General features: G+C 50.1%; 21 protein-coding genes. All 21 read left to right on the top strand.

The features are described 5' to 3' along the window. Positions 1-9 precede the first annotated feature (9 nt). The 21 genes from mshL (at position 10) to tldD (ending at position 26,917) form a co-directional block, all read left to right on the top strand. Entirely contained in the window at positions 10-1,695 is a 1,686-nt protein-coding gene (gene mshL / locus K0H60_RS18330; protein WP_220056628.1) for a pilus (MSHA type) biogenesis protein MshL, read from the top strand. Between the two features lie 6 nt (positions 1,696-1,701). Then, positions 1,702-2,631 carry an ExeA family protein gene (locus K0H60_RS18325; RefSeq protein ID WP_220056627.1) on the top strand — a complete coding sequence of 310 codons (930 nt, stop codon included), beginning with the start codon at positions 1,702-1,704 and terminating at the stop codon, positions 2,629-2,631. Then, positions 2,628-3,956, top strand: a complete 1,329-nt coding sequence (locus K0H60_RS18320) for a tetratricopeptide repeat protein (protein WP_220056626.1) — start codon at positions 2,628-2,630, stop codon at positions 3,954-3,956. The genes K0H60_RS18325 and K0H60_RS18320 overlap by 4 nt, the downstream gene beginning before the upstream one ends. Continuing rightward, positions 3,953-5,713, top strand: coding sequence for a GspE/PulE family protein (locus K0H60_RS18315; protein WP_011624214.1), 1,761 nt, complete (start codon positions 3,953-3,955; stop codon positions 5,711-5,713). The genes K0H60_RS18320 and K0H60_RS18315 overlap by 4 nt, the downstream gene beginning before the upstream one ends. 2 nt (positions 5,714-5,715) lie before the next feature. Continuing rightward, positions 5,716-6,936: a type II secretion system F family protein gene (locus tag K0H60_RS18310; protein WP_220053986.1), complete on the top strand. Its 1,221-nt coding sequence runs from the start codon at positions 5,716-5,718 to the stop codon at positions 6,934-6,936. A gap of 38 nt (positions 6,937-6,974) precedes the next feature. Further along, on the top strand, positions 6,975-7,469 hold the full coding sequence (locus K0H60_RS18305; RefSeq protein ID WP_220056625.1) for an MSHA biogenesis protein MshF: 495 nt from the start codon (positions 6,975-6,977) through the stop codon (positions 7,467-7,469). Between the two features lie 76 nt (positions 7,470-7,545). After that, a complete protein-coding gene (locus tag K0H60_RS18300; protein WP_126512030.1) occupies positions 7,546-8,163 on the top strand; it encodes a prepilin-type N-terminal cleavage/methylation domain-containing protein in 618 nt (205 codons plus the stop codon). A gap of 84 nt (positions 8,164-8,247) precedes the next feature. Then, positions 8,248-8,766, top strand: coding sequence for a prepilin-type N-terminal cleavage/methylation domain-containing protein (locus tag K0H60_RS18295; RefSeq protein ID WP_220056624.1), 519 nt, complete (start codon positions 8,248-8,250; stop codon positions 8,764-8,766). Between the two features lie 299 nt (positions 8,767-9,065). Beyond that, positions 9,066-9,554, top strand: a complete 489-nt coding sequence (locus tag K0H60_RS18290) for a prepilin-type N-terminal cleavage/methylation domain-containing protein (RefSeq protein ID WP_220056623.1) — start codon at positions 9,066-9,068, stop codon at positions 9,552-9,554. Then, positions 9,544-10,098 carry a prepilin-type N-terminal cleavage/methylation domain-containing protein gene (locus tag K0H60_RS18285; RefSeq protein WP_220056622.1) on the top strand — a complete coding sequence of 185 codons (555 nt, stop codon included), beginning with the start codon at positions 9,544-9,546 and terminating at the stop codon, positions 10,096-10,098. Before K0H60_RS18290 ends, K0H60_RS18285 begins: the two co-directional genes overlap by 11 nt. Next, a complete protein-coding gene (locus K0H60_RS18280; RefSeq protein ID WP_220056621.1) occupies positions 10,098-10,946 on the top strand; it encodes a PilW family protein in 849 nt (282 codons plus the stop codon). Before K0H60_RS18285 ends, K0H60_RS18280 begins: the two co-directional genes overlap by 1 nt. Beyond that, complete coding sequence (locus tag K0H60_RS18275) at positions 10,936-11,394, top strand: MSHA biogenesis protein MshP (RefSeq protein WP_220056620.1); 459 nt, start codon at positions 10,936-10,938, stop codon at positions 11,392-11,394. The genes K0H60_RS18280 and K0H60_RS18275 overlap by 11 nt, the downstream gene beginning before the upstream one ends. Continuing rightward, positions 11,384-15,118: a DUF6701 domain-containing protein gene (locus tag K0H60_RS18270; RefSeq protein WP_220056619.1), complete on the top strand. Its 3,735-nt coding sequence runs from the start codon at positions 11,384-11,386 to the stop codon at positions 15,116-15,118. The genes K0H60_RS18275 and K0H60_RS18270 overlap by 11 nt, the downstream gene beginning before the upstream one ends. A gap of 342 nt (positions 15,119-15,460) precedes the next feature. Continuing rightward, complete coding sequence (locus K0H60_RS18265; protein WP_011624203.1) at positions 15,461-16,510, top strand: rod shape-determining protein; 1,050 nt, start codon at positions 15,461-15,463, stop codon at positions 16,508-16,510. A gap of 44 nt (positions 16,511-16,554) precedes the next feature. Then, positions 16,555-17,616 (top strand): rod shape-determining protein MreC, encoded by a 1,062-nt coding sequence (gene mreC / locus K0H60_RS18260; protein WP_220053978.1) that lies wholly within the window; start codon positions 16,555-16,557, stop codon positions 17,614-17,616. Beyond that, positions 17,616-18,104, top strand: a complete 489-nt coding sequence (mreD, locus tag K0H60_RS18255) for a rod shape-determining protein MreD (RefSeq protein WP_011718418.1) — start codon at positions 17,616-17,618, stop codon at positions 18,102-18,104. The genes mreC and mreD overlap by 1 nt, the downstream gene beginning before the upstream one ends. 2 nt (positions 18,105-18,106) lie before the next feature. Beyond that, positions 18,107-18,691 carry a Maf family protein gene (locus K0H60_RS18250; protein WP_220056618.1) on the top strand — a complete coding sequence of 195 codons (585 nt, stop codon included), beginning with the start codon at positions 18,107-18,109 and terminating at the stop codon, positions 18,689-18,691. Positions 18,692-18,868: 177 nt separating this feature from the next. After that, complete coding sequence (gene rng / locus K0H60_RS18245; protein ID WP_049764552.1) at positions 18,869-20,335, top strand: ribonuclease G; 1,467 nt, start codon at positions 18,869-18,871, stop codon at positions 20,333-20,335. Continuing rightward, positions 20,335-24,588: a YhdP family protein gene (locus K0H60_RS18240; protein ID WP_220056617.1), complete on the top strand. Its 4,254-nt coding sequence runs from the start codon at positions 20,335-20,337 to the stop codon at positions 24,586-24,588. Before rng ends, K0H60_RS18240 begins: the two co-directional genes overlap by 1 nt. After that, positions 24,512-25,360 carry a carbon-nitrogen hydrolase family protein gene (locus K0H60_RS18235; protein WP_220056616.1) on the top strand — a complete coding sequence of 283 codons (849 nt, stop codon included), beginning with the start codon at positions 24,512-24,514 and terminating at the stop codon, positions 25,358-25,360. Before K0H60_RS18240 ends, K0H60_RS18235 begins: the two co-directional genes overlap by 77 nt. A 108-nt stretch (positions 25,361-25,468) precedes the next feature. Beyond that, positions 25,469-26,917 (top strand): metalloprotease TldD, encoded by a 1,449-nt coding sequence (gene tldD / locus K0H60_RS18230; protein WP_041408898.1) that lies wholly within the window; start codon positions 25,469-25,471, stop codon positions 26,915-26,917. Positions 26,918-26,989: the final 72 nt, after the last annotated feature.

The raw sequence follows: 26,989 nt of genomic DNA, 5'->3' as shown, positions 1-26,989 counted from the left end.
AACACTCAGATGACAGCCATTAAATATATTACGCCTCTACTCTCACTTTGCCTTATGGCCTGCCAAACCACGGATAGACCGCAGCCCGTCGCCTCAAAAGAAGCGCTGGCCACCTCGATGCAAACCGCGAGTCAGCCAACGCCTCCACCACCGGCCACTATGCCCGATGCGGTGCAGCGTGAGCTGAACGCCAATGCCATGATGGGCGGGTTAACTCCGCCAATGGAGACCGAACGTCGTATCGATGTGTCTGCCCATGACGTGGATGCGAGGGTGTTTTTCCCCAGTCTAGTGCAGGGCACGCCTTTTAGCGTGGCGGTGCATCCCGAGGTGCAGGGCACGATTTCATTGTCACTCAAAGGTGTGACCCTGAGTGAAGCCATTCAAGTGGTAGAAGATATTTATGGTTATGAGGTGAGCCGTGAAGGGCGCATCCTACGCGTATTCCCCGCGGGCATGCGAACTGAGACTTTCCCATTAAATTACTTATACATGGAGCGCGATGGTCTATCGCTGACCTCTGTAAGTTCGGGCCGGATCTCCGACAATAACAACTCGAATAACAATAACTCCAATAACAACAATTCGAACAACGGCAACTTTGGCAATAACAGCAACAATAACAATTCGAACAACGGTAATTACGGCAACAATAACAGCAGCGATAGCACCAACGGCACCTTTATTCGCTCGCGCACTAAGACCGATTTTTGGGGCGAATTGAAAGAAACCTTGAGCGCCATTATCGGTGACACTGGCGGTGGTCGTCAGGTAGTTGTGACGCCACAGGCGGGATTAGTGACGATTCGTGCTTATCCTAATGAGCTGCGCCAAGTACGTGCCTTTTTAAATTCCGCCGAAAGCCATTTGCAACGCCAAGTGATCCTCGAAGCGAAGATCCTTGAAGTCACTTTGTCTGATGGTTATCAGCAAGGTATTCAATGGGATAACGTATTGGGCCACGTAGGTAATACCAATATCAATTTTGGCACCTCTGCGGGCGCAGGCTTGAGCGATAAAATTACCGCTTCCCTCGGTGGCGTGACGTCCTTAAGCATTAAAGGCTCGGATTTCAATACCATGATTAGCCTGCTCGACACCCAAGGCGATGTGGATGTGTTGTCCAGCCCAAGGGTGACGGCATCGAACAACCAAAAGGCGGTGATTAAAGTCGGTACCGACGAGTACTTCGTCACCGACGTGTCATCGACCACAGTAGCGGGCACTACGCCTGTGACCACGCCTCAGGTAGAGTTAACGCCGTTCTTCTCGGGCATCGCATTGGATGTGACGCCACAAATCGACAAAGACGGTAATGTGTTGCTGCATGTGCATCCTTCGGTTATCGATGTTAAAGAGCAAACCAAGGACATTAAGGTCAGCAGTGAATCCTTAGAACTGCCGCTGGCACAGAGCGAGATCCGCGAATCCGATACCGTTATCCGCGCAGCTTCTGGCGACGTGGTGGTGATAGGTGGTTTGATGAAGAGCGAAAATACCGAAGTGGTTTCTCAGGTGCCGCTGCTCGGTGATATTCCGCTCGTCGGCGAATTGTTTAAAAACCGCAGCAAGCAGAAGAAGAAAACCGAGTTGATTATCATGTTAAAGCCGACCGTAGTAGGCAATGATACTTGGAAAAACGAGTTAGAGCGTTCTAAGACCTTACTCGACCGTTGGTATCCAGAAAATAAGTAAGCTTTCATGTATTTGAAGCACTTTGGACTCAGCCAAACGCCATTTTCGTTAACACCTAATACCGGATTTTTTTTCGGGTTATCCCCGCACGTAGAGGCGCTGCAAGTATTGCAGACCGCCCTACAAACCGGGGAAGGTTTTATCAAAGTCACTGGCGAAGTGGGCACGGGCAAAACCTTAATCTGCCGTAAGTTGATTAACGAGCTGCCGCAGGGCTTCCATTGTGCGTATCTTCCCAATCCTTATCTCACCCCCGCCGAGCTGCGCTGGGCGGTGGCCAATGAGCTTGGGTTAAAGTACACCAGCGAAATCGATCAGCAGCAACTCACCGGACTTATCCAGCAACAATTACTCGCCCTGAGCGCCCATGGTCACGCCATTGTATTAGTGCTGGACGAAGCGCAGGCCTTGCCCGATGAGAGCCTCGAAGCGCTGCGACTGTTTACCAATCTTGAAACCGAGAGTCGTAAGCTGTTGCAAGTGGTGCTCTTTGGTCAGCCCGAGTTGGATGAGCGATTAAAGCGTCAAGCCTTTAGACAATTACGGCAGCGCATCACCTTTAGCTACAGTCTGCGACCGCTAACCTGGGACGAAACCGATGCCTACATTCGCTATCGCTTAGCGGTGGCAGGCTATGCGGGACAAGCCTTATTTGGCCCAAAACTGACCCGTAAAATAGCCGAGGCATCACGTGGCATTCCAAGATTAATCAACATTTTAGCCCATAAGGCCCTGATGCTCAGTTTTGGCGAAGGCGCAACGCAAGTGCGTATGGCCCACATTAAGGGCGCGATACAGGATACTGAAGATGCTAGTCGCGGCTCGCAAAGATGGCCAGCGTATATGGCGATCGCACTGATAGCATGTGCAGCGGCAATAGGGGCATTACTGATCTCTGGTGTTAACCTGCAACAGTTGTGGGGAGGCGTCGCATGAGTGTGATCAACAAGATGCTGCAGGATCTCGATAAGCGCCAGCAGGGGCATGCTCTCAGCAATGTGGCTGTGCATCAGGCCCAGTATTTAGGGCGTCCCAACCCATCACGCAAATGGTTAGTCATCAGTTTAGTATCGCTGCTGGTGGGCGGATTATCGGTATATGCCTTTCAGGCGACCAACGGTGCAAGAAGCGTCGTGGATAAGCCTGCAAATCCTGTAGCGAGTTCGCAAACTCAGCCGGATAATGCCCGCCCACAGACTGATACGAGTCCTCTGGAAACAGAAACGACTACACCAAATCAGCCAACAGCTGAGATGGAGCAAGTGAGTCAGTCGTCGACAGAGGCTCCTGCAAAGGAGATGTCTGCGTCAGCAGAATCTTCCTCAAGTGTGGCTCAATCTCCCCGTGTAAATACGGCGCCCTTAGAACCAAGGAGTGAGCAGACAAGGAGTGAACAGGCAATAGCGTCAGTTGCGGCAAACACCTCACCTGATACACCTAACAAGGCGGCATTAACCCAAGAGTCGGTGCTGGCACAAAGTGAGCCACTACTAGTTACTGCTAAAACAAATCAAGCAGACGTTACCGCAAGCCAGAGCGAAGTAAAAATAACTCAAACAGACCCTAAGGCGAGTGAGCCCGTCGTGCCTGCTGCGACTCAAGCTTCGAGCCAAGCTTCAAGCCCAGCTTCGGCTCAGGCTCAGTCAACGGGGCAAATGGCGATTCGAGAAGTGAAGTTGTCCCCAAGCCAACTCGCGCAAAAGCAGTTAGTGTTGGCGGCGGATGCCGAAAAGCAGGGGCAGTTGGTTAAGGCGATGGATTACTATGCTAAGGCACTCAAGCTCGACCCAAGCTTGCACGAGTCGCGCAAACAACTGGCGGCGTTGCACTATGGTCAAGGCGAGCTGGCTCAAGCGGTCGAAGTGTTAGCGCAGGGGCTATTACTCTATCCGCAAGAGTTTGAATTTGCTTTGCTATTGGCAAGGGTGCAACATGCTATGGGCGAGACAGATCTGGCTCTTGCTAGCCTTGCTCAAATTCCCGATAGTCATCCTTTAGCTCGACAAAAGTGGTTAGCGCAAACGGATTTGGCTCAAAAACAAGGCCAATATTCGTTAGTTGAACAGGCTTACCGTAAGTTATTGCAGCAGGAGCCGCAGCAGGGGAAATGGTGGATGGGATTAGCCTATGCCCTCGATTCACAGCAGCAATTCGGTCCCGCCAGTCAGGCCTATCGCACCGCCTTAAGTTATTCAGGCCTGTCGACCCAAGCCACGGCTTTTATTGAACAACGTTTACAACAACTAGGAGATAGCCAATGAAACCCAGATTAAAGATGCGTTTGGGCGATCTGTTAGTTCAAGAATCGATTATTACCGAAGAGCAGTTACAACAAGCCTTGGGGGAGCAGCGCAAGACAGGGCATAAGCTCGGCCGAACCCTGATTGAGCTGCGCTCTATTACCGAAACCCAACTGCTGCAATTTTTGTCACAGCAGCTCAATCTGCCACTGCTGGATATCAGCAAACGCCCCATCCCCGCCGAAGTAGTGAGCCTTATCCCCGAGGTGCAAGCACGGCGTTTTCGCGCCCTTGCGGTGGAAGATAGGGGTGATACGGTATTAGTGGCCATGAGCGATCCGGCGGATTTGCAGGCGCTCGACCATTTAGAAATTTTAATCGCACCGAAAAAGCTCAGTGTCGCGGTCGCCCCCGAGCAGCAATTACTGCAAGCCTTCGATAACCTGTATCGTCGTACCGACCAAATCGCGCAAATCGCCGGTAAGCTCGAAGAGGAATATGCCGCAGATCAAATGTTTGATCTGGCGAGCCTGACCTCGAGCGATAGCGATAATGAAACCACCGTCGTTAAGCTGCTGCAGTCGATTTTTGAAGATGCGGTGCAAATGCGCGCCTCGGATATTCATATTGAGCCCGGCGAAAAAGCGCTGCGGATCCGCCAACGTATCGATGGCCAGTTACACGAGACCATTCTAAACGAGGTCAATATTGCTGCGGCTTTAGTATTGCGCCTTAAGCTTATGGCTGGGCTAGATATTTCTGAAAAACGTCTGCCGCAGGACGGGCGTTTTCATATGGAAATCAAGGGCCACAAGATTGACGTGCGTATGTCGACCATGCCGATTTACCACGGCGAATCTGTGGTGATGCGTCTACTCGATCAATCCGCAGGCTTGTTGACCTTAAATGAGACTGGGATGCCGCCGCATATTTTGGCGCGTATTCGTAAACAGATTAAACGCCCCCATGGCATGTTGCTGGTGACAGGGCCAACGGGTAGCGGTAAAACCACCACCTTGTATGGCATCTTAAGTGAGCTCAATACTGCGGATCGCAAAATCATCACGGTAGAAGACCCGGTCGAATACCAATTGCCAAGGATCAACCAAGTTCAAGTTAACCATAAGATTGGACTCGATTTTTCGAACGTGCTGCGCACAACTTTGCGTCAAGACCCGGACATTATCATGGTCGGTGAGATGCGTGACCAAGAAACAGTGGAGATTGGTCTTAGGGGCGCACTCACGGGTCACTTTGTGTTGTCCACCTTGCACACTAACGATGCGGTGACCAGCGCGCTACGTTTGCTCGATATGGGCGCGGCCAGTTACTTAGTGGCGAGTGCGCTAAGGGTGATTATTGCCCAGCGTCTAGTGCGCCGCGTGTGCCATAACTGTGGCGTGGAATATCAGCCTACGGCGCAGGAAAAAGCCTGGCTGAATAGTGTGAGTCGTCAGGACTTTTCATCGGCTAAGTTCCGCATTGGCACTGGCTGCCAAAGCTGTAACGGCAGTGGTTATCGCGGCCGTATCGGTATTTTTGAGATCCTTGAATTGGATGAGAAGATGATCGATGCGATGCGTACCGGTAATCCACAGGATTTTGCCCGTGCAGCCCTGCAAAGCCCGAATTTTACCCCGTTGGCCGAGTCGGCACTGCAATATTTGAGCGAGGGCATGACGACCATTGAAGAGGTGGCTAAGCTTGTTGAGGATGTGAGTGAGTCACAGGTGCCACTCTCGCGGGATATTATCAGTCAGCAAGGCGTTGAGGCGTAATTATGCCGGTTTATCAATACCGTGGACGCAGTGGACAAGGTCAGGCCGTAACGGGTCAGCTCGATGCTGCCTCCGAGGGGGCAGCGGCCGATATGCTGTTAGCCCGCGGCATTATCCCGTTAGAAGTCAAAGTCGCGAAGGAAGCTAAGTCCTTTACCTTGGCGCAGCTGTTTAAGCGCAAAGTCGGCTTGGATGAATTACAAATTTTTACCCGGCAAATGTACTCGTTAACGCGCTCGGGGATCCCCATCCTGCGCGCCATTGCAGGCTTATCCGAAACCGCTCACTCCCAACGAATGAAAGATGCGCTGAATGATATTTCAGAGCAGTTAACTGCGGGGCGCCCACTGTCATCGGCCATGAACCAACATCCAGATGTGTTTGATTCTCTGTTTGTTTCTATGGTTCATGTGGGCGAAAATACCGGTAAGTTAGAGGATGCTTTTATTCAGCTCTCGGGTTATATCGAGCGTGAGCAGGAAACCCGCCGGCGGATTAAAGCCGCGATGCGTTATCCCATATTTGTATTGATTGCCATCGCGCTGGCGATGGTGATTTTAAATATCATGGTGATCCCAAAATTCGCCGAGATGTTTGCCCGCTTCGGTGCCGACTTGCCTTGGGCGACTAAGGTGTTAATCGGCACATCAAACTTGTTTGTCAACTATTGGCCCTTGATGCTGATAATACTGCTTGGGACCATTATTGGGATCCGCTACTGGCACCATACGGAAAAAGGCGAGAAACAATGGGACCAGTGGAAGTTACACATTCCCGCCGTGGGGTCGATTATTGAGCGCTCGACCCTCTCCCGTTATTGCCGCAGTTTTTCGATGATGTTGAGCGCGGGCGTGCCGATGACGCAGGCGCTCAGTCTAGTGGCCGATGCGGTTGATAATGCCTATATGCACGACAAAATTGTCGGGATGCGCCGCGGCATTGAGTCCGGCGAATCTATGCTAAGGGTGTCGAACCAGAGTAAATTGTTTACGCCACTGGTGTTGCAAATGGTCGCGGTAGGCGAAGAAACCGGACAAATTGACCAGCTACTAAATGATGCTGCCGATTTTTACGAGGGTGAGGTCGATTACGATCTTAAAAATCTCACCGCTAAGTTAGAGCCGATTTTGATCGGGATCGTAGCTGTGATTGTATTGATTTTAGCGCTGGGTATTTACCTGCCGATGTGGGACATGCTCAACGTGGTTAAAGGCGGGAAGTAATGCCGAGTCGAGAATTTAACTCAATTAGGATCAAATAGATGCAGAGCCAGCAGAAGGCCGAAAGCGATCTATTACGTGTGTATGGGCGGCTCGTTAGCTTGACCTTGATCTTGATTATTCTCGCGGTGATTGGCGTTAAATATTTTGCGACTATGCCACAACTTGCCGCCCGCAGTGTGGAGCTCGAACATACGCGCTTCTTAAATGTGTTGGCTATGGTGCGTTCCCAATGGTTATCCCTTGGCAAACCACAACAAATGCGACTAGATTGGGAAGTGTTTAACGAGCAAAGCGCAAATAATGAGCAAACTTCTGTGCTCATGAGTGTGCAGGGTTGGCCACAACCGAGTCATCTTGATGACCAAAGTTGTCAGCTATTATGGCAACAATTAATGGGTCAAGAGGCTGGGGATGAATCCCTTACCGGTTCGTATTTTGCTAAGGATAATAGCTGCCGTTATCGCTCAAAAAATGGGGACAGTATCGGCTACCAACTAAACTCTGGCAGGGTCATTTTTTTGACGTCTTCCTAAAATATTGTTAAGTAACGGGCTTTTTTAAACTGATTTAGCTGTTAGAATGGACTTTCATCAAGATAGGGAGAGACGAATGAAGACTAAGCAAGATGGTTTTTCATTGATTGAACTGGTCATAGTGATCGTAATTTTAGGTCTGTTGGCCGCCACCGCGATCCCTCGTTTTTTAAATGTTACCGATGATGCTGAAGATGCCAGTGTGGACGGAGTCGCGGGTGGTTTATCCACCGCAGTGAGTTTTGTGCGTTCGCAATGGGAAGTCGATGGTCGCCAAAATAGCAGTGTGATCTTAGATGGGACTTCAGTATCCCTCGATCCGCGTTTTGGTTATCCAACGGGCACCTCTGGTACCGATGCGACGGCGATGACCGATGCAAGCTGTCAGCAGGTATTTAATACTGTGTTGCAAAGTGCGCCGCGTAACGTGCTTTATTCGCAAGATGCGCGTAATCAACGTTATACAGTGCGCGTTATCGATGGTGCTGGTGGCAGTTCAAATTCGATTAGCGGAACAGCCGTAACAGGTCTCGATTTATGTGTTTATCACCAAGTGGCTTCACTGGTGCTAAACCAAACCACAGGTGTACCGACTCCTGCGCCAGATTTATCAACTACGGGTGCAAAAGGGGTGGTTTATAACCCTGGTACGGGTAAAGTATTAAGTTTCACTCAAACACCATTTACGCCTTAATTTAATGTTTTAATTGGTTTATCTTTTAAGTAGTTTATTTTTAACTGACTAAGTTACTTGGTTCTCAAAGAAGGGTAGTTTTATATGAAAAGACAACAAGGTTTTACCTTAATCGAATTAGTCGTAGTGATCATTATCTTAGGTATTCTTGCTGTCACAGCAGCACCTAAGTTTATTAATCTACAAGGCGATGCACGAGTTTCTGCGCTGAATGGTCTGAAAGCCTCAATCCAAGGAGCGAATACTTTAGTCTATTCAAAAGCAGCATTAGCTGGCTTAGAAAAATCTACAACTGCTACACTGGTTGACATTGCTGGAACAGCTGTGACTACTGATGATGTGTCAACTATTTTTGGTTATCTTGATGATACTGCAACTAATTTTCCAAGAGCATTGGATATTAGCATTGAGACAGTAAGTGCAGATATCACGACCGGTAGTGCGGCATCAACTAATAACTCTGATTGGGTTCTTTTCTCCGACAACGGTACTGTCAAATTCTGGCAAAATGGCGCACCTGCTGCGTGTTTTATTCAATATACACCCGCTACAGCAACAGCTGCGCCAACATTTACTGCAACACCAGCAGCTTCAGCTTGCTAATTTTAGTTATACGAAAAGGCCTGCCTAGCAGGCCTTTTTTTTAGGTCAGCAATCTATCGGAGTGTTGGCTGTAATAAAATGAATTTGCTAATTATTTCTTTTGTTTAGGCGAAATATTTGCCTTACGAATCAAGTTGGCAGAAACTGAACCTAGAACCTAGAACCTAGAACCTAGAACCTAGAACCTAGAACCTAGAACCTAGAACCTAGAACCTAGAACCTAGAACCTAGAACCTAGAACCTAGAACCTAGAACCTAGAACCTAGAACCTAGAACCTAGCATCACGGCAAAGCGGACAATGCGTAGATTTTCCAGCAGCAGACAGTTTGGGTTTACCTTAGTCGAACTCGTGACCACTATTATCCTGATTGGGATTCTATCGGTGACGGTATTGCCGCGCTTATTTAGCCAGTCATCCTACAGCGCCTTTAGTCTGCGCAATGAATTTATGGCCGAGCTGCGCCAGGTTCAGCAAAAAGCCTTAAATAATACCGATAGATGTTACCGCGTTGTCGTGTCGGCGACGGGTTATCAGGTGAGTCAGTTTGCCAGTCGCGATAGCACTGGCTGTACGGGCTCGCCATTGTCTCCTAACCCTTTATCCAGCCAAGCTTTTCAAGGTGGCGCGCAGTTAGTGCTTATCAGCAACAATGCCAAGAGCTTTTACCTTGACTTTGATATCAATGGTCGAGCATCGCTTGCGTGTAATGGGCCATGTATCAATGTGATCGCCAATGACACTGTGGCGATCAATATCTCCAGCGAGGGCTATATTTATGCGAATTAATCCTCCGCTGTTTTCAATCAGTACCTCAGTAAAAGTATCTTCAAAAGCTAAGCCACAACAGGGATTTACCTTAATTGAGTTAGTGGTTGGCATGTTAGTTATAGCCATCGCTATCGTAATGCTCAGTAGCATGTTATTTCCGCAGGCGGATCGTGCCGCCAAGACCTTGCATCGAGTCAAGAGTGCCGAACTTGCCCACTCGGTGATGAATGAGATTTGGGGTAAGCGTTATGATCAAAATACCAATGCCAATGGCGGTGTGCCTGCTTGCGGGAGCCCATTAGGCAGTAGCTGCTCGGCCGTATTAGGGCCTGAGGCTGGCGAAGGGCGTAACGATTTTAACGATGTGGATGACTATCACGGCTTAAGCCAAAACGCCACTATGCTCAATTCCAGCCAAACTTACGCGCAGGCGTATCCTAACTATCAATTAAGTGTCTCTGTCGCCTATGGAACAGCGCCCAATACCAAGTTAGTGACCATTAATGTGACTACCCCAGATAACGAAGTGATCACTTACAATCTGGTGAGGAGCAATTACTAATGGGCGCTTTCTCCAGCACGCGTATGCCACGTTCAGCACTGGGTTTTACCTTAGTCGAAATGGTCACTGTGATCCTTATCTTAGGCATTCTGGTGGTGGGCGTGAGTAGCTTTATTATTTTCGGCACGCGGATTTTTGTGGAGTCGAGTTCGGTTGACCAAGTGCTAAGCCAGAGTCGTTTTGCAGTGGAGCGTATGACCCGTGAGCTGCGCAGTGCCGTGCCTAACAGTGTGCGGCTCAATAGTAATGGCTTAACCTATCAGTGTGTTGAATTTGTTCCTATTGAGGCGAGTACCACTTATTTATCGATGCCGATTGCGCCGAGTACAGCGGCGCTAACGGGCACTGTGATTTTAGACAATGTGACCAGTAAGATTGCGGCTAACCAATATGTGTGGGTTTACCCCTTAACCGACCGAGATGTGTATGACAGCACTAAGCTAAAGCGCTCGCAGATTAACAGCATTAGCAGTGCCGCGAACCAAGTGACTTTAACCTTTACGGCCAATGCGAGATTTGCTGAAGCGTCCCCGCGGCAAAGGATCTATTTTGGTTCGAGTCCTGTGAGTTATTGTTTTGAAAAAGCGCCATCCAGCAATGAGTTAACTCTTAAGCGTTATACTGGCTATGGATTGAATGCCAGCCAGCCAACGCCTGCGGATATGAGTTCGGGCGTGCTAATGGCCCAAGATGTGGCCAATGAGTTGAGTAATAACGCCGATTTACCGCTGATCTTAACGCCATCGAGTCTAGTCAATAATGCGATGGTGCATTTACAACCGCGATTTAATGTCAACGGCGAGACATTTCAATATCGACATCAAGTGCAGGTGATTAATGTCCCCTAACTTATTTAGCCTCTCGCGCTCAGCATATCGTCAGTGTGCGGCTCATCGCCAAGGTGGCAGCGCCTTGGTCATCGGTATTTTTGTTATTACCGTGATGTTTTTATTGGCCGCCGCCTTAATCAACATAGTCGAAGATGCCGATACCGGATTAACTCAAGAGGTGTGGGGGACTCGCGCCTTAGCGGCGGCGAACAGTGGTGCCGATGCGGCGCTGGCGCAATTATTCCCATTAAACGCCCCCGCCAATGCGACGGCGACCTGTACAAGTGTTGCAAACTCTTGGACGCCGCCCAATGTGGTGGGTTTTCATGCCTGCAGCGTGAGTTTAAGTTGTACATCCTATGCGGTCGGCACCGTCACTCAGTTTCGCATTAATAGCAAAGCGATATGCGAGAGTGGCGATACCCGTGTAAGCCGCCAAGTAGAGGTAGAAGCCCGTGGCAATTAACTGGTTATATCGGATTGTGCTCACTGGCACGCTGTTAGGTGTGTCAGGCGCAACATATGCGTTTGATTATGTTGACCAGAGTGCCATTTTCCCTAATGTTGCGCAGGGGCACCATGGGGATAACTCGAATGTGTGCCACCAGATTTCCTCTCCACAGCTTACGATCTATAACAGCGGCATTATCAATGGCACGGGTGGCGGCAGACTGGATTATTGCTCTGTGAATTCTGGCAGCCTTCCCAATACCAGTTGTGATGATGGTGCGGGCGGTACTCGTCGATGTACTGTCGATGGTAGTGATATTCGCGGATTAAAGTTAACTGGATCTAATGCCTTCCAATGGAGTAATGGTTACGGTGGTGGCATAGATTATTGTAGCAATGGTCAGCAGCTTACTTTAGGTTCGGGGAACTATAATCAGTACTCTAATATTTCCCTCTACTCTGCTTGTACTCTGACGTTATCGCCAAATTACAATGAGTACCGATTTGACTCTATCGCAGTCGGTGGTGGTGCCACCTTGGTTCTGCCCGAAGGGGACTATTGGATCAATAGTTTTACCTTAAATCAAAATGCCAAAGTAGTTTTGCAGGGCAATGTGCGCATTTTCACTCGGCAGGAATTTAAGATTAATGGTGCCACTTTTAACGAATCGAATAACGCCAATGCGTTGATCATTGGCTACGATAATGTGCATTTAACTGGTTCATCGCTCGTTAATGCCTTGGTGTATAGTGATGACACGCTCACCCTAGATAATAGTTCAGTCATTAATGGTCGAGTGACGAGTCGCTACTTAGTGATCAACTCGAATGGTCAAATCAATGAAGGAGCGCCACCGCTCCAGTGTTTTACCGATAATTTCTCCCAGAGTGCCTTAAGTAACGATTGGGTGGTTTCCCGTAGTAGCGGTTCTTTTACTCCTGCCATTGTCAGCGGTCGTATGCGCTTAACCGAGGCAAAATCGAATCAATCCACAGCCTCGACCTATCAGAGATTATTCCCTGCTGCAAATAACTTAGTTGAGATCCAATTTGATCACTATGCCTATGGTGGCAATGGCGCCGACGGTATCGCGCTGGTGTTGTCTGATGCCTCGATTACCCCCCAGCCTGGTGCCTTTGGTGGGCCTTTAGGCTATGGCTTTAAACCCGGCATTAATGGCTTTGCTGGTGGTTGGTTGGGTATCGGGATCGATGAGTTTGGTAACTTCTCCGGCGAAGGCGGCAGTTACAATATTGGCCAGCGCCGTCAGTCGGTTGCGGTGCGTGGTTCTGGTGCTGGTACTTCGGGATACCGCTATTTACGGGGCACCTGTAACAACGGCACCAGCAATACCAGTGGTAACTGTTTATCTCCCACGGTCGATGGCAATAATGTCTCACCTGCGCACCGCTATAAAATCACTATCGACTCGCAGGTATCCGGTCAGTCGATGGTGAAGATTGAGCGTAATACGGGGTCGGGATTTGTCACCTTAATTCCTGCTTTTAATGCCATCGCGCAAACGGGTCAAGCGGCGACGCCGAGTGATTTCTTGTTGTCGCTTACCGGGTCAACCGGGGGCTCGAATAACAATCATGAAATTGATAACGTTCAAATTTGTGCCTTGAGGTCGAATCCCGTTGGCGCACAAATCGATCATTTTGAGTTTGACCATACGGGGCAGGGATTAACCTGTAATCCCGAAACCGTGACGATTCGCGCTTGTGCCAACGCCAGTTGTAGCCAGCTCTTTACCGATCCTTTAGCGGCGACCTTGTTACCCGAATCCGCCTCCGAAGGCATCTGGATTGGCGGCAATCAGGTGAGCTTTAGTAACGGCAGCACTCAGTTACAGCTAAGACGTAACACCCCGGGCGTTGTAACTTTGGGGGTGAAAGGGTCGAGCCCGACAACCAAGCCTTTAAGTAAAACCCTTTGCCGTATCGGTAATGGAGGCTTGAGTGAAAACAACTGTTCACTTACCTTCGCTGACAGTGGTTTTGTCTTCGATGTGCCTGATAAGCGTGCAAATCGCCCCGAGCAAGTGTTAGTCAAAGCGGTGAAAAAATCCGATGTGACTCAGCAGTGTGTTCCAAGCTTCCAGAGCCAGACTAAGACATTGAATTTCTGGAGCAGTTATCACACTCCGAGTGCGCCTATCTCGCCAAAAGCCGTCACCATCAACAATACGGCTATTGGCAGTTCAAACGCCTCGCCTACGGCGCTGAATCTGGTGTTTGATACTAACGGACAGGCAAGCATTTCAGTGAATTATCCCGATGCGGGCAAATTACAACTCGATGCCCAATATATCGGCAGTGGCAACGAGCAAGGCCTAGTGATGACAGGCTCGGACCAATTTGTCAGTGTGCCTGCGGGTTTGTGCGTCAAACCCGTGGACGCCAGCGCCAGTTGCTCGAGTGCGGATATGAGCTGTAATGCCTACCGTAAAGCGGGACAGAATTTCGGTATGACAGTACAGGCTATGGCCTGGGAAAAGGACGGCGATACGGACTTTTGTTCGGGCAACGTATCTACGCCTAACTTTAGCGACCAAGCCATGACACTAACCAGTAAGGTTGTTGCGCCAAACATTGCCAGCGGCGGCCATGATGGCGCATTAGGTGTGGCATCCTATAGTCATACTATCCAAGCCAATAACCTTAATAGCATCACTAATCAAACGATTAGCGAAGTGGGGGTGTTCCAAATCGCGGTGCAGGCAAGTCCTAATTATCTCGGGGCGGCCAGCAGCCTAAATATTCCGATTGGCTATTCAGTCAATATTGGCCGCTTTGTGCCCGATAGATTTTTAGTGGGTGATATTTCCGTCTTACCCGCCTGCGGCAGTTTTAGTTATATGGATCAACCCTTCCCGATGTCGATGAGCCTCACAGCCTTAAATATCGGCGGCGCGGTGACGCAAAACTACTTCCCACCATTCTCCCTCGCGACCGCCAAATTGGTGGGAGAGAACAATAACAATGGTATCGACTTACAGAGTCGCTTAAGTGCCTTGCCCGTCAACGCGGCGAGTTGGGTTCAAGGTGTGGCGACGGTCGATGGCGCTTATCGGGCTAATTTGAGCCGAGTAACCCCGAATGTGGCGACGAATCTGTATCAAGACGGTCCCTTCGAGCTGCTCGATATTGGCGTGCAGTTGATGGATAACGATCCTCGGCCAAATGGGCTTTACAGCTATGTGGCCTCGCCCGATATGGATGCGGCAACCACGGGTAATTGCACCAACTGTAATGCCAAGAAAATCACCACACAGATCCTGCGCCATGGTCGAGTGGTGATGGACAATACCTATGGTCCAGAGACTGAAATCCTCAGGATGCCGACCCGAGCCGAATATTGGAATGGGGCTAATTGGGCATTAAATGGCGATGATAGCTGTACGATTGCAACCTATGGCCTTGCGTCGCAGGTGGATAATGCAACCCTTGGCTATCACTTTGACCCAGATTTGACCACAGGGCAGAGCATTAATCGCTCCGGCGCTTCATCGGCTTTTCAAGCGGGACAATTTGATTTGCTGTGGCGAGCGCTCACCTCGAGTGGCAACTTATATCGCGGCCAAGTCACCGCGCCTTTAGATGTGCCGACCTGGTTAGAATGGTATTGGAACTGGAATGGGGTCTCTCCAACCAGCTTATCCGATCCCCGCGCGAGTGCGTTTTTTGGTCGTTACCGTGGCCATGACAGAATCATCTACTGGCGAGAGGTCAATTAAAGCGGTTTTCAATTTGATTTTGCTGAATTGGGTTTCTGCTTTGGTGATTGATCATGATGCTATGGTTTTTGAGGCGACGTTGCAAAGTGTGATACAGAGGAAAAATGCAAGAAACAGGTTTTACTAATGTTGCGAACTTGTATTGAGAGTGGTTTTTAACTGTTGGATTTTTCATCAATAAAGCGCATTTTTCGATTAAATAGTGTTTTTGAGCGGCACATTTGAAAAAAAATCACTCCATTAGCGATTGTTAACCTCAACGGTCTTGTGGAATCAGGGTGGCATTGATAAAGTTAGCTGATTTTTCTTTTCTTCTGACTCCACAGAATACAGGCTAGTTACATGTTCAAGAAGCTGCGTGGCATTTTTTCTAATGATCTATCGATCGATTTGGGTACAGCTAACACCTTAATTTATGTTCGTGATGAAGGCATAGTCCTCAATGAGCCTTCTGTTGTTGCTATACGTGGTGAGCGTAGTAGTTCTGGTCAGAAGTCTGTTGCCGCTGTCGGTACAGAAGCCAAACAAATGTTAGGCCGTACCCCAGGCAATATTCAAGCAATCCGTCCGATGAAAGACGGTGTGATTGCCGACTTTTATGTGACAGAGAAAATGTTGCAGCACTTTATTAAACAAGTGCATAACAACAGCTTTTTTCGTCCAAGCCCACGCGTTTTAGTCTGTGTTCCTGTTGGCGCAACCCAAGTTGAACGCCGCGCGATTCGCGAGTCAGCCATGGGCGCAGGTGCCCGTGAAGTTTATTTGATTGAAGAGCCAATGGCCGCAGCAATTGGTGCGGGTTTACCTGTATCTGAAGCCACAGGTTCTATGGTTGTGGACATCGGTGGTGGTACCACCGAAGTGGCAATTATCTCCTTGAACGGTGTGGTGTATTCCTCTTCTGTACGTATCGGCGGTGACAAGTTTGATGATGCCATCATCAACTATGTACGTCGTAACTACGGCAGCTTGATTGGTGAAGCAACGGCTGAGCGCATCAAGCACACTATCGGTACTGCTTACCCAGGTGATGAAGTATTAGAGATTGAAGTCCGTGGTCGTAACTTGGCCGAAGGTGTGCCTCGTAGCTTCACGCTGAACAGCAACGAAATTTTAGAAGCACTGCAAGAGCCATTATCAGGCATTGTGAGTGCCGTCATGGTGGCATTAGAGCAATCGCCACCAGAATTAGCGTCTGATATCTCTGAGCGCGGCATGGTATTAACCGGTGGTGGTGCCTTACTGCGTGATTTAGACCGTTTATTGATGCAAGAAACTGGAATTCCAGTCATGGTGGCGGACGATCCTCTGACCTGCGTAGCGCGTGGTGGTGGTAAAGCCCTTGAAATGATTGATATGCACGGCGGCGATCTGTTCTCCGAAGAAACCTAATCTAACTTCGGTATGGGGCGGTTAATCACCGCCTTAGCTTTCCTATGAAGCCTATTTTTGTTCGTGGTATTTCGAACCAGTTCCGTTTAACACTGGCAATTATCCTGTCGGTGATTTTGCTCGCCGCAAATCACCGCCTCGATCCTGCCCGTGAATCCCTTTCATCAGCCTTAAGCCCCATCCAATACCTTGCGAGTGTGCCCAGTGCGATCCTCGATTGGTCATCGGAGAGTTTTGCTACCCGCAATATGTTGGCATTGCAAAATAAAGAGTTGTTAAGGCAACAATTATTAATGAGTGAGCGTCTGCAGCGCTTCGAACATCTGCGTCAGGAAAACGAGCGTTTACGCGCTCTGTTAGGGTCGCCAGCCTATCAGGATTCCCGCAAGATGGTGGCCGAAGTGATGGAGGTGGCCAGCGACCCTTCCCATCATTATGTGGTGCTGAACCACGGTTCGCGCAGTGGGGTATTTGTCGGTCAACCCGTTGTTGATGCCCAGGGCGTCGTCGGCCAGGTTGTACAGGTCAGTGAGATGACGAGCCGCGTGCTCTTGCTCTCCGATGTGTCCCACGGTTTACCCGTGCGAATTACCCGTAACGATGTGCGTTTAGTGGCTAACGGTACTGGTGAACTCGATGAGATTGAACTACGCCATGTGGCCAAGAGTACCGATATTCGGGTGGGCGATTTATTGGTAACCTCAGGCCTTGGTAATCGCTTCCCCGAAGGTTATCCGGTGGCGCGGGTCATGGAAGTCTTAACCGAAGACGGTCAGAGTTATGCGCGTGTCACGGCTCAACCGTTAGCGGCGCTCGATAGGATTCGTTATCTGCTGTTGATTTGGCCATCCCCAGATTCTGGCGTGACTTTGCCAAATCAAATTCCTGTGCCAGCTGCGGATCATCCTGCGGAAGAGGCTAAACCCGATGCGGGTAATGGCAATGCGAATCCTCAAGGCACGACTTCTAATGCAACCGTGCCTAGTACCGCAGCACCTAATAGCACTGTACCTAATACGACCGCGCCGAACGCCGCTGCGGCGCCAAGCAATGCCAATGGTGCATCGAACGCTGCTACCACTCAACCGCCAGCCGAGGTGCACTAATGAGTTTACAAGCTGCAAATGGCAGACTCGTAGTATGGCTGACCCTATTTGTCGGGCTGTTAAGTCAGATTATGCCGCTGCCTTCGATTGTCGAAGCTTGGCGCCCTGACTGGTTATTGATGATCCTGATCTACTGGTCGATTGCGTTGCCCCACAGATATAACATTCTCACGGCTTGGCTGATGGGATTGGCCCTCGATATTCTGCTTGGCGCCACCTTAGGTGTGCGCTCGCTCGCCATGTCATTAGTGATTTATATGGCGATTTTGCACTGCCAACGTTTGCGTAACTTCCCTAAGTGGCAACAGGCGCTGGTGGTGATGGTGCTGATCGTTATCTATCACCTGATTATCTATTGGGTCGAGTTTGTGATGGATGGCGCTAAGTTCCATACGGATCTGTTTTTACCCGCGTTATCGGGCCTAGTGTTTTGGCCGTGGATTTTTTGGATTTTGCGTCGAATTCGACGTCATTATAAGGTGCGTTAGTCGTGAATTTAGTCTTAGCCTCAACCTCGCCGCGCCGTAAAGAGTTATTGACTCATATTGGTTTGGGCCGCGCTGAGTTTCGTTTTACTCAAGTGGCGCCGGATATCGACGAAACCCCGAGGGCAGCTGAGTTACCACGCGACTATGTACAGCGCCTCGCGGCCGAAAAAGCACAGGCAGGGCTTGCATTATGCTCAGGCATGTCACAGCCTGCTGTATTAGGTTCTGATACTATCGTGGTGCTTGAAAACGAAATATTAGGTAAGCCTGTTGATGAGGCCGATGCCAAGCGGGTATTGCGCGCACTTTCTGGCAAGGCGCACACTGTGATGACGGCAGTCGCCTTAGCCAAGACAGAGCATACCTCAGTGCGTTTAGTCGAAACCTTAGTGCGTTTTTGCGTGCTGTCGGACGCTGACATTGATGCCTACGTTGCCTCACAGGAGCCAATGGATAAGGCTGGCAGTTATGGGATCCAAGGTTTAGGCGGTTGTTTTGTCGAATCTATTGAAGGGAGTTACTCCTGCGTCGTGGGCTTGCCCTTAGTGGAGACACGTGAGCTGTTATCCGAGGCGGGAATACGCTAATCGGAGGATTGAGCGGCTCGCTAACGGAAGCAATACTAGGCCTTAGTTGAGTATCCGCAAGACAAACATCTGTGATATTGGTTTTCAGGCTTCAAACATACTGAGATTAATTTAATTTCCCTAATGGGGTGAGTCGTGAATACCGGTCGCTTAAATCCGAATAAAGTTCAGCGCAAGATGGGTTCAGAATTACTGATTAACGTAACCCCATCTGAGGCACGTGTGGCTCTGGTTGAGCATGGCGTGCTGCAAGAAGTCCATATCGAGAGGCGCATGAAGCGCGGTCTGGTGGGCAATATTTACAAGGGCAAAATCAGCCGTGTGTTGCCCGGCATGCAAGCCGCCTTTGTGGATATTGGCTTAGATAAAGCCGCGTTTTTACATGCCTCCGACATAGTGCCGCACACCGAATGCGTAGCCGATGTGGAAAAAGGCCATTTTGTGGTCCGCGATATCGCCGAGTTGGTTCGCCAAGGGCAAGATATTATGGTGCAGGTGGTAAAAGATCCGCTCGGCACTAAAGGTGCGCGCCTGACAACTGATATCACTCTGCCTTCCCGTTATCTGGTGTTTATGCCAGGCTCAAGCCATGTTGGGGTATCTCAGCGGATTGAGCAGGAAGAAGAGCGCAGTCGCCTTAAGAAAATCACTCTGCCTTTCGTCGATGAAGACGGCGGCTTTATTATCCGCACCGCCGCCGAAGGCGTGGGTGAAGATGAGCTTGCCCAGGATGCGGCCTTTCTGCGCCGTGTATGGTCTAAGGTCTCCGAGCGGCGTCAGCGCCGTGGTGTGGCACTCTTGTATCAAGATCTCGCCCTGCCAGTGCGCATTGTGCGCGACTTTGTCGGAACCGAATTAGATAGAATTCAAGTCGATTCGCGCCGCACCTTTGCCGAGTTGCAAGCCTTCGCCCAAGAGTTTATGCCGGAAATCGCCGACAAGATTGAGCACTATTCAGGGCCTGCACCGATTTTCGATCTCTACGATGTGGAGAATGAAATCCAGCGCGCCCTGGGTCGCAAGGTCGAGCTCAAATCGGGTGGCTATCTGATTATTGATCAGACCGAGGCCATGACCACGGTCGATATCAACACCGGTGCTTTTGTGGGCCACCGTAATCTTGAAGAAACCATCTTCAACACTAACCTCGAAGCTACCCAAGCGATTGCGCGGCAATTGCGGCTACGTAATCTCGGCGGCATCATCATTATCGACTTTATCGATATGCTGAGCGACGAGCATAAAACACGGGTACTCAATAGCTTAAACAGCGCGCTCGCCAAGGACAGAGTCAAGACGAATGTCAGTGGCTTCTCGGGGCTAGGCTTAGTCGAAATGACCCGTAAGCGCACCCGCGAAAGCTTGGAGCATGTGCTGTGCGGCGAATGCCCTGCCTGTCAGAGCACGGGCAGCATGAAGACGGTTGAAACGGTTTCCTACGAAATCTTCCGCGAAATCATTCGCTTGAATCGAGCCTATGATGCCGATGAGTTTTTGCTTTACTGCTCGCCCGCTGTGTATAACAGCTTAAGTGGCGATGAAAGTCATCTGGTCGCCGAGCTTGAGGTCTACATAGGTAAACGCATTCGCCTGCAAAATGAGCCCATGTATTCCCAGCACAAATACGACGTGGTGATGATGTAGTGGCAACGCTTTTTACTGCGAAAAAACTCAGCCGTTTTTGCTGGCAATTATTGGCGCTGATCTTAGTCTTGTTTGCCCTGACGGTAAGCTTGATCCGCGGATTATTGCCCCAAGTCGACGGGGTGCGTCAGCAGTTAGTTGAGTATGTAAAAAGCGAGTATCAAATTGATGTGCAGGTCGGTGAGTTATCCGCCCAGTGGCAGGCCTTTGGCCCAGCCGTGACGGTCGATAATCTGGTGATCCCGCCGCAGGAAAAACTCCCCGTTACCGTGCTGGTCAAGAACGTCCAAATTAAATTGGATTTTTGGCAATCGCTGCTAACGACCAGCCCGCGCATCGAAGATGTGAATTTCGATGGCGTTCATATTGCCCTCGATATCGATAAATTATCGGGTAATAAGGCGTCGGGCGCGGCAAATCAAACGGCGCAAACCGATTGGCTGTATAAGTTACTGTTAAAGCAGCTCGAACGTTTCTCGCTGACGGATGCCTCGGTGCAACTGTTGAGCTTGCAGCATGAATATCGACCCATCCATATTCGCCACCTAAACTGGCGTAATAGTGGTGAGCGCCACCGAGGCGCGGGCGAAATTTACCTCGATAACAATGCTTCGGTAAACGAGTCCCTCAGTTTACAGCTCGATATTCAGGGCGACGCAACTGCGCCAGATACCCTGAAGGGACAAATCTATCTGGCCGCTCAGTCCTTAGATTTGGGTGAATGGGCATCGCGTCAACCTAATCCCTATGATCCTAGCCAAAAGTTACCCTTAGAAGGGGTTGTCAATCTTAAAGCGTGGTTTGATTTTGCCCACCGTAGTTTAAGTGCTGGACTGGTGCAGTTTGAACCCAGTTGGTTGCAGTGGTCGATGGAGGATGAACCGCAAAAGTTTGAAATCCAGTCCGGCAGTATTAGTTGGCTACCTAAGGATACGGGCTGGGAAATCAGCAGCACAGATCTTAACTTTATTACTAACGGTGAGCATTGGCCCGATCTTAAGCTCGCGGCCAAGCAGCAAGATGATGCCTTTTATGCCTATGTGAGCCGCTTGGATTTACCGACCTTATTTCCACTCTTACCATTATTTCCGGGTGTCGATTTAGCCGTACTTGAGCAATGGTTCCATCTCGCGCCCGAAGGCAGTGTTGGGCCGATCCGTCTCTATCAAAGCGCTAAGCAACCCTTGCTCGCCAGTACACATATCAAGCAATTGCATTGGCAGAAAGTTGAAGGCATACCTAACACCAATCCATTAGATTTAGCATTGCAGTGGCAGAATGACAGCTTAGTGTTTTCGCTGCCAGAGCAGACCTATACCCTCGATTTTGGCGATCAGTTTTCAGCGCCTCTAGTGCTGCATGGCGCTGAGTTAACCGGCGCCTTCGATACTCAAAGGGCGACCTTATCTGTGCCAGAGGTTCAGCTCGAAAACGACGATATTGGCGTTTCCGCCGCCCTAAAACTGGATTTTAGTGCCGAAGCCAGCATGTCACTTGCCGCCAATGTGGCCGTTAAAAATGCCGCCAATGCGGACAGATACTTCCCCGTCAAAGCTATGGGCGAGGCGTTGGTGGAGTATTTAGATGGCGCTATCAAGGCGGGTCAGAGCCAAAATGCCCAAGTGTTATGGCAGGGCGCCCTAGCGCATTTTCCCTTTGAGGATAATAGTGGGGTCTTCCAAGCGGCCTTTACCTTAGATAACGCCGAGTACCAATTTCAACCCGATTGGCCCGCAGTCACTGAGCTTTCCCTCGATGCCTTATTTGAAAATGCCCGCATGGATATCTGGGTTAACCAAGGCAAATTGATGAATGTGATGGCCGATGGTGCCCATGTATTTATCCCTGAATTAGGCGAGCATTCGCTGTTAAAAATTCAGGCCGATCTCGCGACTAATGGTAGCGCCGCCACCCAAGTGTTGCAGGCATCGCCGCTCGCCGATACTGTGGGCAAGACCTTAAGTGTTGTGCAGGTGCAGGGTGCGGTGACGGGGAATTTAGATATCAGCATCCCCTTGTACGAGGGTGAGGCCGAGGATATCCGTGGTCAAATTGCGTTTGATAATACGCCCGTATTTATTGCCCAGCCCGGGTTACAGCTCAAGGCCGTGACGGGCACAGTGCAGTTTGCGAATGAGATTGTTGAAGGCAAAGGCATCAAATCCCGCCTATTTGAGCAGCCCTTCGAGTTTAGTTTTGCCACTAAACCTGAGGGCAAAGATTTTGCACTCAATGTGGATATGAAGAGCCGTTGGGATCTCAGCCGTTTACCACAAGAGTTGCAAAATCCCTTGAGTGATTTTTACCAAGGTAAAGTCGCTTGGGGCGGCAACTTGAATATGGTGTTCGACGACCAAGGCTATCAAATTCAAGCCAATGTCGGCTCAGATCTGGTTGGTGCCACCTTGAAATTGCCGGGCGCCTTTGCCAAACCCGAAGATGAACCTAGACCCTTAATGGCGGAGTTTTCTGGCGATCAGCAAACGGCAACGCTAAGGGTAAAACTGGATAAACAGGTCGAGTTTATTGGTGGCTTCGAGGCCGAAAAGGGTACTCAATTCAGCTATTTTGACTTGTTATTGGGCCGACTCTTCGATGCGGCCGAAGTACCCAATACCGAGCAAGGGCATATCAAGATTGATGTGACCAGCGGCAAGCTTGCCAATTGGTTACCTGTAATTAATGCCTTTGTCGGCACAGACAACAAGCCCACCCGTACCGGTATTTTAGTCGAAGAGGCGAGTCACTCGGCCTTATTCCCCTCGGTGGTTGGGATAGATGCCAATATCGGCAAGTTTGATTTATTAGGCCAAGGACTGACCGAACTTAGATTGAGCGCTAAGCCGAACGAACATGGCTGGCGCTTCGATGCTAAGGCCAGCGAGTTTGAAGGCTGGGTCGATTTTTATCCCAACTGGATGACCCAAGGATTAAAAGTTAACGCCAGCAAATTTTATTTCTCCCCCGAAGTGAAACCCGAAGGGGAAGCCGATTTCGCCGCGGATCAGGTGCTCACTAATTTACCGCCGGTTGCCGTGAATGTGGAAGATTTTCGCTTCTTCGACAAAGCCTTCGGTAAGCTGGTATTGCAGGCGAGCCCGCAACCTTTGGGCTATCGTATTCAGACCCTATCGTTAACGACGCCAGAGGTGTCCTTACAGGGCAACGGCATTTGGCAGCAGCAGAATGGTCAAAACCAAACAGAATTAACGGTGAGCTTAAACGCCAGTCAGTTCAATTATTTGAGTCAGCAATTGGGCATCGACCCAGGTGTGAATGAGGCGCCTTTGAAGGTGAATGCCGAGCTTAAGTGGCAAGGTGCGCCCTATGCTTTCTCCCTCAATACCTTAAACGGCAAAGTAAAGTTTGAGCTGGGTAAGGGGCATTTATCCCAGGTGAGCGATAAGGGCGCGCGGATTTTCTCCCTGTTCAGCCTCGACTCATTAGTGCGTAAGTTATCCTTAGATTTCAGTGATGTATTTGGCCAGGGCATGTACTTCAACTCCTTTAGCGGCAATCTGCAAATCGATAATGGCGTGGTTAAAACCACGGATACCGAAATGGATGCGATTGCGGGCAATATGAAGGTGCGCGGCTATACGGATCTCACTAGCGAAAGCTTAAATTACGATATCCGTTTTGTGCCGCAATTGGCGTCGAGTGTGCCGACCGTGGTGCTGCTCAGTACCAGTGCGTGGACGTTAGGGCTTGGCGCGTTTGCGCTGACCAAAGTGCTCGAACCTGTGATTGAGGTGATTTCGGAAATCCGCTTCCGAGTCACAGGCACTATGTCCGATCCTGTGGTGGAAGAACTCGAGCGTAAGAGTAAAGAGATTGAGATCCCAGAGTCGATTCTGCCTATGGTGGGGGGCGAATTGCCTGCGCCTACCGAGGGCGCTGAGCCTAAGACTAATGCAGTGCCCGTCAAGAATAGCGCCCCGACTAAGACAGACGCTACGCCGCCCGTCGAGCCTGAAAAAAACAATGAGCAGCCTGCGCCAGGTGCTGATAAACCTAAAGAGGAACCAGTAAAAGCGGTCGAGGAAGAGGCATTGCCCCAAGCGCCGACGCTTCCCAAGGTTGAGCCTGCTGAGCCGCCCCAAGTCGAACCCGAACAGCCTAAGCCTGTGAGCCCCAAGGTGGCATTGTCGATAAACACAATTCAAGGAGATAGTCATGCGCATCAGCCTGTTGCAATGTCAGAGCAGTCGCGACGTCAGCGCGAATCTGTTGTTTATCGAATCGCAGCTTGAGGAATTAACCCGTGAGCGCCTGCAATGGGATAAAGATGCTCCTCATTTAGTGGTGCTGCCAGAATGCAGCCTGCTGTTTGGTGGCCATGAGAGTCAGCAACTCGCCTATGCGGGCGACAGTCATCTTAGCCCGTTAAAATCCGCCTTAAGTGCCTTAGCCGCCCGTTACTGCGTGTATATGGTGGCGGGAACCATCCCCGCGCTGGCGGAGGATGGACGCGTCTACAGTCGTTGTTATCTGTTTGATGATAAAGGTGATACCTTAGGGCAATACGATAAACTGCATCTGTTTGATGTGGATGTCGCCGACGGCACTAAGCAATACCGCGAGAGTGAAACCTTCTGCCCAGGCAATCATATCAGCGTCATCGACACCCCTTTTGGCAAAATTGGCTTGACCATCTGTTATGATTTACGCTTTCCGGACTTATTCAGGGCGCTGCGCCTCGCGGGAGCTGAGATCATTACCGTGCCTTCGGCTTTTACTAAGGTCACGGGAGAAGCCCATTGGCAGGTGTTATTACAGGCCAGAGCCATTGAAACCCAATGCTTTATTTTGGCAGCCGCCCAATGGGGCGCCCATAACGAAGGCAGTCGCGAGACCTGGGGGCAGAGTATGGTGATAGGCCCTTGGGGCGAGGTGATTGCCGAGCAGAAAACCGGTACAGCTTGGGTGCATGCCGATATCGATGTGGCCGAGGTGCACAACATTCGCAGTAAAATGCCCGTGGCGCAACATAATCGCTTTACTGCACCGAACCTTAAGCCTTGAACAGATTAAGCCTTCAACAGATTAGATGAAATAGACTCACAGCGAATTTAAGTGATTTTAAAAATGAGTGAGTTGCCAATTTTAGCCAAGCTTTCAGAGAGAACCGCGATGCCTTTTTTAGCACAAGTAGAGCAAAGTTTATTAAAGGGTGGCTTAGCCCTAGATGGGTTACAGAGTTATTTAAACACCATACATCAACATAAAGTCGATTTTTCCGATCTCTATTTCCAAGGTAGTCGCCACGAATCTTGGGTGCTCGAAGATGGCATTATTAAAGATGGTAGCTTCCACATCGAACGCGGCGTCGGTGTGCGTGCCATCAGCGGCGAGAAAACCGGTTTTGCCTATGCAGATGATATTACGCCAGCAGCATTAAGCGCAGCGGCCGAGGCGGCGCGTGGAATTGCTGGGGCGGGTGAGCAGGCCAAGGTGCAGGCTTTCAAACGTCAACAAGCCTTGGCGCTGTACGATAGTCTCGATCCTATCGCCGCTATGGAAGAAGTGAAAAAAATCAATCTGCTGAAAGAGGCCGATGCCTATATCCGTAGCCTCGACAGCCGCATTATCCAAGTGGTGATTAGCCTCGCGGGTGTGCATGAAGAAATTCTGGTTGCCGCCAGTGACGGCACCTTGGCCGCCGATATTCGCCCGTTAGTGCGCTTTAATTGCAGCGTCATTTTAGAAGAAAATGGCAAGCGTGAACGTGGCAGCGCCGGTGGCGGTGGTCGTCACGATTACAGTGTGTTTATGGTGACGGATGAAACCGGTTTGCCTATGTGCTTTGCCTTCGCCCGTGAAGCGGTGCGTCAGGCGCAAGTCAACCTGAATGCTATCGATGCGCCAGCCGGAGAGATGCCTGTGGTACTCGGTAATGGTTGGCCGGGTGTGTTACTGCACGAGGCCGTAGGCCATGGTCTGGAAGGTGACTTTAACCGCAAGGGCAGCAGCGCCTTTAGTGGCATGGTCGGCGAGCAAGTGGCTTCGAAGCTCGTGACTGTGGTGGACGATGGCACGCTCGCGAATCGCCGTGGCTCACTGAGCATCGATGATGAAGGGGTACAAACCCAGAGAACCGTGTTAATCGAAGACGGTATTCTCAAAGGCTATATGCAGGATAAATTAAATGCGCGCCTGATGGGTGTGGCACCGACCGGGAATGGCCGCCGTGAATCCTATGCGCATCTGCCTATGCCTCGCATGACCAACACTTATATGACGGCGGGCGAGTCAGATCCGAGCGAGATCATCAAGTCAGTGAAGAAGGGCATTTATGCGCCTAACTTTGGCGGCGGTCAGGTGGATATCACCTCGGGCAAGTTCGTGTTCTCCGCTTCTGAAGCCTATCTGATTGAAAATGGTGAAGTGACTCAAGCGATTAAGGGCGCTACCCTGATTGGTAATGGCCCAGAAGCCATGAGCCAGATTTCTATGGTGGGCAACGACATGGCGCTAGATAAGGGCGTTGGTGTGTGTGGTAAAGATGGTCAAAGCGTGCCTGTGGGTGTCGGTCAACCGACCCTCAAACTTGACCGTTTAACCGTTGGGGGTACGGCGTAACCCGCTTGTTTACTGTCTAGGCAGCACTTAAGGCGGTGGGTTCTAGCCGCCTTCCATGATGGATGTTATCAT

The organism is Shewanella mangrovisoli, assembly GCF_019457635.1.
GTDB lineage: Bacteria > Pseudomonadota > Gammaproteobacteria > Enterobacterales > Shewanellaceae > Shewanella > Shewanella mangrovisoli.
Note: the sequence above shows the minus strand (reverse complement) of the source record. Positions and strands in the feature narration are given on the sequence as shown.

Coding starts and splice junctions, on each gene's coding strand:
- mshL (WP_220056628.1), top strand. CDS start 10: ATGACAGCCATTAAATATATTACGCCTCTACTCTCACTTTGCCTTATG.
- K0H60_RS18325 (WP_220056627.1), top strand. CDS start 1,702: ATGTATTTGAAGCACTTTGGACTCAGCCAAACGCCATTTTCGTTAACA.
- K0H60_RS18320 (WP_220056626.1), top strand. CDS start 2,628: ATGAGTGTGATCAACAAGATGCTGCAGGATCTCGATAAGCGCCAGCAG.
- K0H60_RS18315 (WP_011624214.1), top strand. CDS start 3,953: ATGAAACCCAGATTAAAGATGCGTTTGGGCGATCTGTTAGTTCAAGAA.
- K0H60_RS18310 (WP_220053986.1), top strand. CDS start 5,716: ATGCCGGTTTATCAATACCGTGGACGCAGTGGACAAGGTCAGGCCGTA.
- K0H60_RS18305 (WP_220056625.1), top strand. CDS start 6,975: ATGCAGAGCCAGCAGAAGGCCGAAAGCGATCTATTACGTGTGTATGGG.
- K0H60_RS18300 (WP_126512030.1), top strand. CDS start 7,546: ATGAAGACTAAGCAAGATGGTTTTTCATTGATTGAACTGGTCATAGTG.
- K0H60_RS18295 (WP_220056624.1), top strand. CDS start 8,248: ATGAAAAGACAACAAGGTTTTACCTTAATCGAATTAGTCGTAGTGATC.
- K0H60_RS18290 (WP_220056623.1), top strand. CDS start 9,066: ATGCGTAGATTTTCCAGCAGCAGACAGTTTGGGTTTACCTTAGTCGAA.
- K0H60_RS18285 (WP_220056622.1), top strand. CDS start 9,544: ATGCGAATTAATCCTCCGCTGTTTTCAATCAGTACCTCAGTAAAAGTA.
- K0H60_RS18280 (WP_220056621.1), top strand. CDS start 10,098: ATGGGCGCTTTCTCCAGCACGCGTATGCCACGTTCAGCACTGGGTTTT.
- K0H60_RS18275 (WP_220056620.1), top strand. CDS start 10,936: ATGTCCCCTAACTTATTTAGCCTCTCGCGCTCAGCATATCGTCAGTGT.
- K0H60_RS18265 (WP_011624203.1), top strand. CDS start 15,461: ATGTTCAAGAAGCTGCGTGGCATTTTTTCTAATGATCTATCGATCGAT.
- mreC (WP_220053978.1), top strand. CDS start 16,555: ATGAAGCCTATTTTTGTTCGTGGTATTTCGAACCAGTTCCGTTTAACA.
- mreD (WP_011718418.1), top strand. CDS start 17,616: ATGAGTTTACAAGCTGCAAATGGCAGACTCGTAGTATGGCTGACCCTA.
- rng (WP_049764552.1), top strand. CDS start 18,869: ATGGGTTCAGAATTACTGATTAACGTAACCCCATCTGAGGCACGTGTG.
- K0H60_RS18235 (WP_220056616.1), top strand. CDS start 24,512: ATGCGCATCAGCCTGTTGCAATGTCAGAGCAGTCGCGACGTCAGCGCG.
- tldD (WP_041408898.1), top strand. CDS start 25,469: ATGCCTTTTTTAGCACAAGTAGAGCAAAGTTTATTAAAGGGTGGCTTA.